Origin of the sequence: Sinorhizobium psoraleae, from assembly GCF_013283645.1 — a bacterium.
Taxonomy (GTDB): domain Bacteria; phylum Pseudomonadota; class Alphaproteobacteria; order Rhizobiales; family Rhizobiaceae; genus Sinorhizobium; species Sinorhizobium psoraleae.
In genome coordinates, this window is record NZ_JABEKV010000007.1 from 176768 (window position 1) to 189091 (window position 12324).

Genomic DNA, 12324 nt, shown 5'->3' on the forward strand with positions numbered 1-12324 from the left:
GAACCGAGGCAATCCAGGCAGGGACTGCCAGCGTCGCCGGCTGGTTGGCAGGCGTGTTGCCGATCGTCACTTTTGCACGAATGGCGCCCGAGATCGCGGACTTTAGCCTCTGTGCCAGAGTAGGCCTAGCACCATGAAAACTGCAAGAAATCCAGTTGCCAGTAGCGCAAGGACGATCACCGACGGCCTGACGCCGGCGAACTGCCTCACTGACGTCTTCAGGCCGACGGCTGCTAGCGCGGTTAGCAGTGCCCAGCGCGAAAGGTCGGCAGCAACGTCGCCGATTGCCGCCGGCAGAAGTCCGAATGATTTGAGAGCGGCGAGCAATGCAAAGCCCAAAACGAACCCCGGTATCAATCGGCCCGCTGTTCGCGGCTTGTGACTGTCACCCGCTCCCAATCTTGTTACCAGAATTGACGTAGCGATTATCGTCGGTGCGAGCAAACTCACGCGAATGATCTTGACGAGGGTCGCAATCTCGCCGGTCTCATCCGAGATTGCAAAGCCGGCGCCGACGACTTGGGCGACATCATGGATTGTTCCGCCGATGAACACGCCGGCCTCTCTTGTGTCAAACTGCAACTGGGCCGCCAGCAGTGGATAGAGAACCATTGCGGAGGTCGACAGCACGGTTATGGCCACGATCGTCAGGGCGAGATCTCTATCGCTGTTCTCTCGCGGGGGAAGGACAGCGTTTAAAGCCGCAGCCGCCGAGGCTCCGCAGATCGCAACGGCGCCTCCCGTTAGAAGCGACAGCCGCCAATCCATATCGGCGGCTTTGCCCGCCACCATGGCGAACAATATGGTGGAAACAAGCGCGGCTATCACCAGACAGAGCAGACTAACCCCAAGATCACTCAACACTTCCAGCGATACCCTTGCACCCAGCATTGCCACGCCGAAACGAAGCACGATGCGACTGGTTAAATGGATGCCCGCCATGGTCCTGGTGCCGCTTTCCGACAGAAAGCTGAGAGACATACCCAAGAGCAGCGCCATCAACGTCGCGGGTGCCCCGTAGTGTTCGGAAAGAAATTGCGCCGAGATCGCGATCAATGCCGCCACGGCCAAACCGGGAAAATATTCAGCCGCGGACGCTCTCAAGGATCGGCCTTCCTGGCGAGCGGAGTTCGTCGGGAAACGGTCGGTTTGATCGGCCATGGTGTCAATCCATGACTCTGACGAACAAAACGAGGTCACCCTCGGTTGAACTGGAATGCGTGCAATTTCGGCGGTCGCAAGGGAACATCGTCCTCTCCCGGATGCATCGGAGCGACCCGGAGATGACAACATTTTTTTGATATGATAAACGCGCTTGGAAACACGATATTAATCGTCATTTGCGATCGAAGATGAATCTGGATCTCATCGATACCTTCCTCGATTTGCTCGAGACCGGCAATTTTAACCGAACTGCAGAGCGGCTCGAAACGACGCAGTCCACCATCAGCGGTCGCGTCAAGGCGCTCGAGCAGGCTGTCGGTGCGAAACTGTTCCAGCGCGGGCGGGCGGGTGCGATACCGACACCGTCCGGTCTTCGGTTTGAACAGCATGCGCGGGCGCTGAAGGCTGGCTGGGCGCACGCACGCCGCGACATCGGAGGGCTGGAGCGCTACGAAGGCTCGTTAAGGGTCTCCGGTCAGTTCAGCTTGATGCGCACCCTCTTTCTGGACTGGATCGGCGAACTGCACGCGATCAACAAGCACGTCGCGCTGCACCTGGAGGCGGATTATTCGATGCAGATCATCGCTGATCTGGCCAATGGCGCGACCGATATTGGAGTCGTCTTCGCTCCGAAATTCCTTCCCGACCTCAGCATCGAGGAGATTGGTGCCCAGCGGCTGGTGATGGTATCCACCGAATTCGCGAACGTCGCCGATGTCACCGCCGACCGATATATCCGCGCATCCTACACAGCCTATATCGAACGTGCACATGCCGAGCTCCTGCCCCACCTCGCCCATCCGGCTTTAACGGTGGGCTTCGAAGAATTGGCCATCGGCATCATGAAGCGCTTCGGCGGTACGACCTACCTCCCGGAGCATGCCCTCGATTATCTCGCAAGTTCCGGTGTTTCGGCGAAGGTCGTTGAGGATGCTCCCGATATCCATCAGCCGGTCTATGTGGCGATGCAGAGGCGTCGCAAACACGATCCGTTGGTGCACCGCGCGATCCTTGCGCTGAAAAGCGTTGCAGATCGCCATTTCAAGATTTCGAACCTGAAGGATGCCTGAGACCTCCGATCTTCAAACATCCCGCAGCGTCCGTTCTTATGCGTCTATGGATACGGAGCCCACCGGGCGGCTGCAGCAGGCAAGGACGTATCCTTCCGACCTGTCGCAAGCCGGCAATCCGCCAAGGTCCTGCATGTCCACTTCTCCCTGCGTCAATTTCACCTTGCAGCTTCCACAAACGCCTTGGTGACAGGAACTCTCGATCCAGATGCCGGCGTTTAGCGCTGCTTCCAAAATTGTTGCCCCGGGCGCGCAGGTTCCGTGTTTGCCAGAGAGTGAGAAGTATACCTCCCCACCTAGCCTACCCGGATTTTCGATCGGGATCCTCTCGCCAAAGCTTTCCTCGTGTAGAGCCCCGATTTGCACCTCTGCAGCTATGGCCCGGGCCGCGTTCATAAAGCCCTCCGGTCCGCACATGAAAATCTCGCGTTCCGAAAGATCGGGGACAAGCGACTGCATCAAAGAGGCACTCATTTTTCCCACCCGTCCATGGAAGCAAGCTTCCTCGCCGGCGTCGCCCACGACCAGGTGCACCTTGATGGTACGAAAACGTTTTCCGATGAATTCGAGCTGATCTCGAAAAATAATGTCTTTCGGGGTGCGCGCGAAATGGACGAACTCCACGTCGGTCTGATCGACGACGTCGGTGATGTATTGCAGCATCGACATAACCGGGGTCACGCCCGAGCCGCCGGAGAGGAAGAGCGGCTTCCGGGAAGGAATATCGAAATAGTTGAAGCGACCCCCTATATCGGCAATGTCGACGGACATCCCGGCGCACATATGGTCATTCAGCCAGTTCGACACGAGCCCGCCAGACACACGCTTGACAGTAATCTGGATATTGTGAGGACGGGTGGGCGTCGAAGAGATGGAATAGGCGCGGGGGCAGAGTTTTCCATCAATCTTGAACCTGAAGCTGACATACTGCCCCGGCTTGAAATCGAAGCTCCTGCTCTGGCTGTCTTCAAACACGAACGTCTTGCTATCATGCGTCTCGTCGACCACGGCTTTGCACACCAACGTTGCCGGACCACCGCGGTAGCATGGTTGCTGGTTGGCTGCGGAAAGGGAGAAGGGAAAACGTGTTTCCATAAGCATCAAGGCACCTCTGACTCTGTGCCACAGCTATATCAAGTTCGGCGAAGCGGATTGAGCGAGCAAAACCCCCTTTTCAATCGTTAAATGCGATCACCACGGCTGTGATTGCAGCGTAGATGTAGCAACCCGCCTCACAAGCACTGCAGGCGAGCGGCGCTCCTTTCCAAATGACCAAATGACCTGCGCCGCCAACGGAGGACTCGGGTTCGCCATTCAATCGCAAACTGCGATTAATAACCAGGTTTTGCGCCATTTATCGAATGGGCGAATTGCTGTCCTATGGTGCTGCGTCAATCACGCGCATCGAGTTTCGACCCACTTGGGGAGGGAAAATATCTTGTTCATCGTCGATTGCGATTGCCATAACTACTGGTGCAGCGCGACCGTCCTGGAGCCGTACATGGATGGCTTCTTCAAGGACATGTTTGTTCGTGGCGAAAAGACGGGCCCACGCGGCGCATTTCCGCACGGCCACCGTCCCTGGTTTCACCCAGAGGGCTTTTCACGCCATGACGTCAACCCGGTCGAGGACGACGACAACTACGCCATCATGAAGGAAAAGCACCTCGATAAATACAATATCGATGTGGCGATCCTGACCGGTGACGAGCCGATCGAGGCGTCTACCTTGGCAAACCCCTATTACGCCAATGCGCTCTGTAGGGCTTACAACGATTACATGATCGACTATTGGCTACCCAAGGACAGCCGCTTCTGGGGATCGATCATTGTTGCCCCGCAGGACCCGAAACTGGCAGCTGAGGAAATCCGGCGTATCGGCTCGCATCCACGAATTGTCCAGGTTCTGGTAAGCCATGGTGCCCAGCGACCCTACGGCGACCCATTCTATCATCCCATTTACGAGGCTTGCGCTGAAATGGGACTGCCGTTCGCCATGCATCTCGGCGGTCAGGGTGGGGTGAATTCGACTCCCATCGGAGCGGGGCCCTCGACCTTCTTCTGGGAAACCCATGCAATCCTCCCGCAGTCGGCCATGACACATCTGGCCTCCCTGATCGCCCAAGGGGTCTTCGAAAAGTGGCCGAGCCTGAAAGTCGTGATCATCGAGTGCGGCGTCGCTTGGGTGCCGTCGGTGCTGTGGAGGCTGGACGCAAACTACAAGGCGTTGCGCAAGGAAACCCCCTGGTTGAGGCGCTTGCCTTCGGAATATTTCAAATCGAACATCCGCATGTCCACCCAACCTCTCGAGCAGCCGGAGAACATTCAGCACCTGTGGGCAACCTTGGAGGCGATGGACGGCGAGAACACACTGCTGTTCGCCTCCGACTATCCGCATTGGGACTATGACGACGTCACAAAGCTGCACATCCCCCCTGCCTGGCGCGAGAAGGTACTTGGCCTGAACGCGCTTGACGTTTACCGGCGCATTCCCCGTCCGGCCGCGATCGCAGCAGAGTAGGGGGACCGGAAATGGCTTCAAAGCAGTTTGCATGCAAGGCTTCGGAGGTTCCTGCCGATGCTGCCAAGATCGTCAAGTTCGGCAATTTGTCGCTTGGTATCTTCAGGGTTGAGGGCGGATACCACGCGCTTCTGAACGTGTGCCCCCATAAGGGAGCAGCCCTTTGTCAAGGGCCCGTTTGCGGGACCACGAAGCAGACGGACAAGGCGGAGTTCGTTTATGAGCGGGCAGGCGAATTGGTTCGTTGCGCTTGGCACGGATGGGAATTCGATATCCGGACGGGCGAGTTCCTGGTCGATCCCCGTGTGAAAGCCCGCACCTTTCCGGTTTCCGTCGAAAACGAAGACATCTTCGTTCACGTTTAGCTAATAGAGGCGTCGCCTATGCAAAGTTATCAAACTCGCGAAATGGCGACGCCGCTCTGTCAGCCGGCCGCTTCGCATTTCATCGACGGCACTTTTATGGAGGATAACACCGGCCCTGAGATCCTCTCCGTAAATCCGGTGAATGGTGAGATCATAGCCAAGTTGCACGGCGCGACTTCCGCCATGATCGAGAAGGCAATTGGCTCGGCGAACCGGGCGCAGAAGGAATGGGCCCGGAAAGAGCCGGCGGAGCGGGGCCGCGTCCTCCGTCGCGCCGCCGAGATCATGCGGGCGCGAAACAGGGAACTGTCGGTTCTCGAAACGCACGATACAGGCAAGCCAATTTCTGAAACCCTGGTGGCGGACGCTGCCAGTGGCGCCGATTGCCTCGAGTACTTTGGCGCAATCGCGGCGACACTCGCGGGACACAGCATCGACTTCGGCGAGGATTGGGTCTACACCCGGCGAGAACCGCTTGGAGTGTGTCTCGGAATAGGGGCTTGGAACTACCCGATCCAGATTGCGGCCTGGAAAGCCGCCCCCGCGCTTGCCTGCGGGAATGCCATGATCTTCAAGCCATCGGAAGTGACGCCATTGTCAGCGCTCAAGCTCGCGGAAATTCTGACTGAAGCGGGGCTGCCTCCTGGCGTTTTCAATGTTGTGCAAGGTGCCGGTGATGTTGGAGCTGAGCTCGCCACCCATCCGGCGATCGCCAAAGTCTCTCTCACAGGCTCGGTCAAGACTGGCGCAACGGTCGCCTCGGCGGCCATGGCCGGCATCCGGCCAGTGACGATGGAGCTCGGTGGAAAGTCTGCGCTGATCGTCTTCGACGATGCAGATGTTGAAGCAGCCGTCAGCGGCGCAATTCTCGGGAACTTTTACTCGGCTGGCCAGATCTGTTCCAACGGAACGCGAGTCTTCCTCCAGCGCGGAATTAGGGAAGCCTTCCTTGCGCGCTTGCTGGAGCGCGTCGAGGCTTTGAAGATTGGTGATCCGATGGACGAGGAGACCGGCCTCGGGCCGCTTGTCAGCGCGGCCCACCGCAACCGGGTTGCCGCATACGTCGCCCGTGCCGAGGTCGAGGGAGCGTACAAGGCGACGCCTCGGCGGAAGCTGCCGCCAGGGGATGCCTGGCACGAGCCCGTGGTGTTCACGAACGTTGCGGATTGGATGACGCTTGCTCAGGAAGAAGTCTTCGGCCCCGTCATGGCTGTCCTGGACTTCGATGACGAGAAAGATGTCGTCTCAAGGGCGAATGCCACGGAATTCGGGTTGGCGGCAGGCATATTCACGAGAGATCTCGTTCGCGCCCATAGGTTGGCGGCCGAGCTCGAAGCCGGAACCGTGTGGATCAATGCTTACAACTTGACGCCAGCTGGCATGGCGTTCGGAGGAATTAAGCGATCAGGCATCGGTCGCGAAAACGGGCGTGCCGCTATCGACCACTACACCCAGCTAAAATCTGTCTTCGTCAGCATGCAGACCTACCACGGGAAGGACGGTCGGAGTTCGAAACCTCAGACCGATCCGACGATTTTTCATGAATGCGTATAGGCGACTGGCATTTGAGCAGTCTCCCGCAGAGAAGGTGAGGGCTCGCCGGAGCCCCCTCTAACGCCACAGCGACGGCGGTCACGCTGTGAGGTCAAACCGAGGAGAGGCCGCAAGTCAAAGGGGATTAGTATGCTTGGAAAAGTACTCGCAGCTAGCAGTTTTGCCGTCGGCGTTGCCAGCCTGGCGCAGGCTGCATTTGCACAGGAATGTGGCGATGTCGTTATCGCCAACATGAATTGGCAGTCGATCGATGTCCTGGCGAATATAGACAAGATCATCCTCGAAAACGGATATGGGTGTTCGGTAGAGATAACTATTGGCGACACGGTTTCGATCATGACGTCGATGGTCGAAAAGGGCGAACCCGATATAGCGCCGGAGGCGTGGCTCAATGCATTGCCTGAGATCGTCTCGAGAGGTGTCGCCGAAGGAAAGTTGATATCGGCTGGAAACGCGTTGAGCGACGGCGGTATTCAGGGGTGGTACATCCCGAAGTACATTGCCGACGCCCATCCGGAGATCAAGACCGTTTCCGACGCACTGAAGCATCCCGAACTTTTCCCGGCCCCGGAGGACAGTTCGAAAGGCGCAGTCGTCAATGGTCCGTCGGGCTGGGGCGCATCGACTACAACCAGCCAGCTATACAAAGCTTACGAGGGCGACGCGAAAGGCTTCGTGCTGGTCGATCCTGGTTCGGCTGCGGGTTTGGACGGTTCTATCGCCAAGAACTACGAACGCAAGATCGGCTGGTTGGGCTATTACTGGTCACCGACTTCGCTGCTCGGAAAATACTCAATGGTCAAGCTCGATTTTGACGCAGCACACGATGCTGCGGAATGGAAACGTTGCAACACGGTGACTGATTGCGACGATCCCAAGATAAATGATTGGCCCATTGACAAGGTGGAGACGCTCGTCACCCGCAATTTTGCCGAACGAGCCGGTTCGGCGATGGATTACCTCAAGGCGCGCCGCTGGGACAATGCTACGTTGAACAGCCTGCTTGCCTGGATGACCGATAACCAGGCGATGGGTGAGGATGCGGCAAGATACTTCCTGGAGAAGAATCCCGAGATCTGGACAAAGTGGCTTTCTCCCGAAGTCGCGGAGAAGGTGAAATCGTCGCTCTAACTCGCAACTCTACGATCGCCGCGGGGCGTCGGCGGATTTGCGACAGCGGCTAGCCTTTATCCCGGTTTTGTTGGAGTAGGAAGCTTTTCGCGGCGCCATGAGAAAACGCAACTTAGATCATCGGAGTAACATTTGTCTTTCGGCGCCGATCTCGAGGCCATCCTCAACGCAATCCCCCTACCCATCATCGTCAAGGACTCGCACTTCCGCTTCCGGTTCCTCAACGAGGCGGCTTGCTCGCTGGTTGGCCGAAGGCCCAGTGAACTGATCGGCTGCACCGATTACGACATTCATCCGGCAGCAGAGGCGGATCGCATTCGCGAAATCGACAAACGCGTGATTGGTACCGGGCAGGAGGTTTCGGTCGAGGAAGAGATCGCCGTACCGGGCGGAGAGCTGAGGTTTTTTGTGACTGGCAAGTGTCGTGCAGCGCTGACGAGAGGAGATACGAGCGCACACATAATCGTGGCGACGATCCTCGATGTGACCGAACGGCGAAGGGCGGAGGCAGAGCTTCGCGCCAGCGAAGAACATTATCGAGCGCTCGTGGAACTGCATCCGCAAGTGCCTTGGACGGCGGATCCATCGGGGCAGGTTCTGGAGATAGGTCCGCGCTGGGAAAATACCGGCTTTGCCCCAAAGGAAGCTCTTGGAGGGGGATGGGCGAGGGCGATGCACCCCGATGACCTGGACGACGTTCAGCGAGGGTGGTCGAAATCGCTTGCCACCGGAGAGCCGTTCGATATCGAGTTCCGCCTGGCGGCTGCCGAGGGTGGATACAGTTGGTTCCGCGGTCGTGCCGGCGCACGCAAAGCCGAAGACGGAACAATCCTCCGATGGTACGGCACCGTCGAGAACATTGACGATCGCCGCAAGGCACTGGAAGCTCTTAAGGAGAGTGAGGCCCGCTTCCGGGCGATCGCCGACGACGCGCCGGTGATGATCTGGGTAACCGACGAAAATGGCTCAGACGACTATCACAGCCGACTTTGGCTCGAGACAACCGGGCAGACCGCCGAGGAGGCGGCGGGGAAAGGCTGGTTAAATGCCATCCACCCCGACGACCGGGCCACGGTCGAAAGAGCATTTCTTGAGGCCTTCAACCGCCGCAAGCCCATCCGGATGGAATATCGTCTTAAGCGCGCCGACGGTGGATCAGCGTGGATCAGCGACATCGGACAACCGCGCTTTGCAGCGGACGGGAAGTTTCTCGGCTTCGTTGGCATTGCGCTCGACAGCACCGAGCGTCGCAACGCTGAACGGGAGCGGTTGCTGGCGCAGAAGCAAATTCACCACATGGCGCGGCATGATGCGCTGACAGGATTACCGAACCGGCAGTTTCTGCGCGAGGAGTTCGAGCGCGTGTCGGGCCAAATTGCGCCGGGCACGAGAACCGCAGTTCTCTGCCTGGATCTCGATGGCTTCAAGGCGGTCAACGACGCCTATGGTCGAGCCACCGGCGACCTGCTGCTGCGCCGTGTGGCTGAGCGGCTACAAAACTGCATCAAGCAATCCGATATCCTCTGTCGCTTGGGTGGTGACGAATTTGCCGTCCTGCGCACCGGCATCAACAGCAATGATGAAGCCCGCTTGCTGGCGCAGCAGCTTATAGATGTCGTTGAAGCACCGTATGAACTCGCAGGCAAGCATGTCGACCTCGGGGCAGTTGTCGGGCTTGCGGCTGCTCCGAGCGGTGACCAGGCGATAGACGAGCTTATCAAGGCTGCTGACGTGGCGCTTGATCGGGCCAAGTCCGCTGGCCGTGGCACATATGTCCAGTATGAGCCTGGAATGGATGCGCATCTGCAGGCAGTGCAGCAGATGAGGATCTCACTGCGGCAGGCCCTGGGAAACAATGAGCTTGAAGTACACTACCAGCCGATCGTCAACCTTCATACGGGCGAGATTACGACATTTGAGGCACTGGCCCGGTGGCCACATCCGGAAAGAGGCCAAGTGTCGCCTGCCGAATTCATTCCTGTTGCCGAGGAATCCGGCCTGATTGGCCCGCTCGCCGAGTGGATTCTTCGTCAGGCTTGCACCGAGGCGGTGAAGTGGCCCTCCCATGTCGGTGTGGCCGTCAATCTTTCACCGCTGCAATTCAGGAACCGGCGCCTCGTCGCGACTGTGTGCATCATTTTGGAAGAGACGGGTCTGGATGCCTCGCGTCTACAGCTCGAGATCACCGAGTCGGTGTTGCTCGACGACTGCGACGGCAATCTTCAGATCCTAAAGGATTTCCGACGGCTCGGCGTGAAGCTGGCAATTGACGATTTCGGAATCGGCTTCTCGTCGCTAAGTTACCTCAGAACCTTTCCCTTCGACAAAATCAAGGTCGACCGCAGCTTCATCACCGATCTTCCGGATGGCTCGGAATCCTTGGCGATCGTCAGGGCGGTTGCTGCGATCGGCCGCTCGCTTGGCATCATTACAACGGTAGAAGGTGTGGAGCACCAGAACCAGTTCGACCTGATCAAGGCAGAGGGGTTCGATGAAGCGCAGGGTTATCTAATTGCACGCCCCCTGCCCGCTCAGCAGGCACTGGACCTCGCTCATTCCGCCCACCGCGGGATTTCCAACACGGAGCATGGATGACACAAGGAATACTCTGGTGTTGCGCACGGTCGTGAGCGTAACCGGTGCCCATTGGCGATGAACGATCTGCCGCGCGCCGGGTGGTCATTTCTCCAGTCCAGTCGAGCCAGTGTCTGATGAGTCTCGCTTGGTAGCTAAGCGCGGGACTGCGGCCGATTCAGTTGATGTTCCCGTTCTGTGCTCAAAGGATCGCATAATGTATCACCCGGAACTGGAGCTCAGCGCTCAGCGGGGCCGCATTGGGGTCATGAGTGTCTTGATGATCTTGAATTGCCGTGGGTCGAGGGGGCGCATAAGTCCGGCATAATCGCCGACATCGTCCAGGGGGTGCGTGTAAGGTCGCCACGCATAGATCGGCATGGATGGACGGCCCAAGTCACTCCAGGCCGATCCAGACGAATCCGTCCTGTTGTCGGCAAGGATAAATGGCTAGCCTGGCGCGGTTTTTCGAAATGTCGCCCGCGTATTCATAGCCTGGCGCAGTACCGTCCTGCTGCAACTGCGCCCACTGCCTGATTTCGCCAGTGAGCAGATCAAAACAGCTCTGATGCCATCGGCAGACCAGGCCAAGATCGCTGGTGATGGTGCTTTCGGTGTGTGGGAGTTGCAGCCCCTCAGTCTGGGCCGGACTGCGGCGTTCGTAGAGCGGCAGATGGAGATGCGGGCAGGCGTTGTTAAAGGCGCAATAACCCTCCGCTCCGCGAACGACGACGATGTCGTAGTCTTCGAAATCGAGAATCCGTCGTTCGTGCAGTTGAAGCTCGTCTTCCGCAAGAGCGCGAACCCACCTTCTGCCGCCCTGCCGGACCGTTTCGCGGCGAGGTTTGGCGTTGAGTTCCGCGTCGATTTCAGGTTTCAGTCCGACGACCTCGAACAGACTCGTACGCTCCAAGGTGCCGCGAAGGCGCACTCTAAGGAAATCGGCGATTTCCACCTTGTCGGCGATCTCGTCGCGGAGCGACTCGGAGATCAGCAGACGCGTACCGGCCTCCTTGTTGGCGGCCTCGATCCGACTTGCCACATTGACCACGTCACCGACGGCAGTCAGACGTCCGTGTCCTGCAAAACCCAAAGTGCCGATGACGGCCTCGCCGTAGTTGAGGCCGATGCGAATATCGAAATCGATGCCATACATAGAGGCGAAGAAGGGCTTTAGACGATCGACCGTGCCAAGGGTCTGGAGTGCCGCGTTGATGGCGCGCAGCGGGGCGTCGGGCTGGTCGTTCATTCCGAATACGGCCATTAGCCCGTCACCGATGAAATTGTCGATGAAACCGCCGTTCTGCTCGATGATGTCGCCGACCTGCGCGAAGTAGCGATTGAGCAGATACATCACGTCATACGGAGAAAGCGTCTCCGACAGCGCCGTGAAATTGGCGATGTCGCTGAAGAACACCGCAACGTGCTTGGCTTCCCCGGACCTTGTCGCGGCAGAGGCGCCAAGTTGGCTGGTGATCATCAAGTCGGTTTCATCCAACACCAGACGCCGGACGCGAAGGTCGCCTCGCGGTTTAAGCTGGCAAGCCAGCCGAACCTCCTTTGCCAATCTCAACCGGTCCGCCATGGCAGCCTCAGCAGAATTCCGATCTGGGCAGGCCTCCAGGCCAGCGAGGATCCACACGCGGCAGGTCGAGCATTTCGCCCTACCGCCGCACGCATGTGCAAACGGCACGCCCGATCTCACAGCGGCCTCCAGTACGGTTTCGTCGGCGGCCACGTCGAAATCCATCTGATCGGGTAGGGCGGTTACTCTGGTCATGTCCGGACACGGCTCCGGCGGGTCGAAACAGAATCTAACACCAATAGCGCTGGCAATCGAATCCTGCGCGAGCCGGGCTGCGACCCCGCGACCGGTGCTGTTCACCGAGGCACCGCCGCATCTGCCGCCAGGAGATCACCCCGGCCGAATGAGGTTGAGAAAAAC

General features: G+C 58.5%; 9 protein-coding genes. 6 read left to right on the forward strand and 3 right to left on the reverse strand.

What is annotated here, in order from left to right:
• Positions 1-102: 102 nt before the first annotated feature.
• Positions 103-1161 carry a YeiH family protein gene (locus ILFOPFJJ_RS28660; RefSeq protein ID WP_173513948.1) on the reverse strand — a complete coding sequence of 353 codons (1059 nt, stop codon included), beginning with the start codon at positions 1159-1161 and terminating at the stop codon, positions 103-105.
• Positions 1162-1352: 191 nt separating this feature from the next.
• Here ILFOPFJJ_RS28660 and ILFOPFJJ_RS28665 point away from each other — a divergent pair, with 191 nt between their 5' ends.
• On the forward strand, positions 1353-2234 hold the full coding sequence (locus tag ILFOPFJJ_RS28665; RefSeq protein WP_173513922.1) for a LysR family transcriptional regulator: 882 nt from the start codon (positions 1353-1355) through the stop codon (positions 2232-2234).
• A gap of 36 nt (positions 2235-2270) precedes the next feature.
• Here the strand turns inward: ILFOPFJJ_RS28665 and ILFOPFJJ_RS28670 are convergent, their stop codons facing one another.
• The gene (locus tag ILFOPFJJ_RS28670; protein WP_173513923.1) at positions 2271-3335 is read right to left on the reverse strand and encodes an FAD-binding oxidoreductase; all 1065 of its coding nucleotides are present in this window, start codon (positions 3333-3335) and stop codon (positions 2271-2273) included.
• Between the two features lie 337 nt (positions 3336-3672).
• On the opposite strand from ILFOPFJJ_RS28670, the gene ILFOPFJJ_RS28675 reads away from it, so the two are divergent.
• The 5 genes from ILFOPFJJ_RS28675 to ILFOPFJJ_RS28695 all read left to right on the forward strand — a co-directional run bounded on the left by ILFOPFJJ_RS28675 (position 3673) and on the right by ILFOPFJJ_RS28695 (position 10400).
• Positions 3673-4755, forward strand: coding sequence for an amidohydrolase family protein (locus tag ILFOPFJJ_RS28675; protein WP_173513924.1), 1083 nt, complete (start codon positions 3673-3675; stop codon positions 4753-4755).
• A gap of 11 nt (positions 4756-4766) precedes the next feature.
• The gene (locus ILFOPFJJ_RS28680) at positions 4767-5120 is read left to right on the forward strand and encodes a Rieske (2Fe-2S) protein (RefSeq protein ID WP_173513925.1); all 354 of its coding nucleotides are present in this window, start codon (positions 4767-4769) and stop codon (positions 5118-5120) included.
• A gap of 18 nt (positions 5121-5138) precedes the next feature.
• The gene (gene betB, locus ILFOPFJJ_RS28685; RefSeq protein WP_246299876.1) at positions 5139-6674 is read left to right on the forward strand and encodes a betaine-aldehyde dehydrogenase; all 1536 of its coding nucleotides are present in this window, start codon (positions 5139-5141) and stop codon (positions 6672-6674) included.
• Between the two features lie 129 nt (positions 6675-6803).
• Positions 6804-7805, forward strand: coding sequence for an ABC transporter substrate-binding protein (locus ILFOPFJJ_RS28690; protein ID WP_173513926.1), 1002 nt, complete (start codon positions 6804-6806; stop codon positions 7803-7805).
• Between the two features lie 132 nt (positions 7806-7937).
• Entirely contained in the window at positions 7938-10400 is a 2463-nt protein-coding gene (locus ILFOPFJJ_RS28695) for a sensor domain-containing protein (RefSeq protein ID WP_173513927.1), read from the forward strand.
• Positions 10401-10776: 376 nt separating this feature from the next.
• On the opposite strand, the gene ILFOPFJJ_RS28700 is transcribed toward ILFOPFJJ_RS28695, so the two are convergent.
• The gene (locus tag ILFOPFJJ_RS28700) at positions 10777-12159 is read right to left on the reverse strand and encodes an adenylate/guanylate cyclase domain-containing protein (protein WP_173513928.1); all 1383 of its coding nucleotides are present in this window, start codon (positions 12157-12159) and stop codon (positions 10777-10779) included.
• Positions 12160-12324: the final 165 nt, after the last annotated feature.

Bases quoted from the DNA above. Each gene is read 5' to 3' on its own strand.
- ILFOPFJJ_RS28690 (WP_173513926.1), top strand. From the start codon at position 6,804: ATGCTTGGAAAAGTACTCGCAGCTAGCAGTTTTGCCGTCGGCGTTGCC.
- ILFOPFJJ_RS28680 (WP_173513925.1), top strand. From the start codon at position 4,767: ATGGCTTCAAAGCAGTTTGCATGCAAGGCTTCGGAGGTTCCTGCCGAT.
- ILFOPFJJ_RS28660 (WP_173513948.1), bottom strand. From the start codon at position 1,161: ATGGCCGATCAAACCGACCGTTTCCCGACGAACTCCGCTCGCCAGGAA.
- ILFOPFJJ_RS28700 (WP_173513928.1), bottom strand. From the start codon at position 12,159: ATGACCAGAGTAACCGCCCTACCCGATCAGATGGATTTCGACGTGGCC.
- betB (WP_246299876.1), top strand. From the start codon at position 5,139: ATGCAAAGTTATCAAACTCGCGAAATGGCGACGCCGCTCTGTCAGCCG.
- ILFOPFJJ_RS28665 (WP_173513922.1), top strand. From the start codon at position 1,353: ATGAATCTGGATCTCATCGATACCTTCCTCGATTTGCTCGAGACCGGC.
- ILFOPFJJ_RS28670 (WP_173513923.1), bottom strand. From the start codon at position 3,335: ATGCTTATGGAAACACGTTTTCCCTTCTCCCTTTCCGCAGCCAACCAG.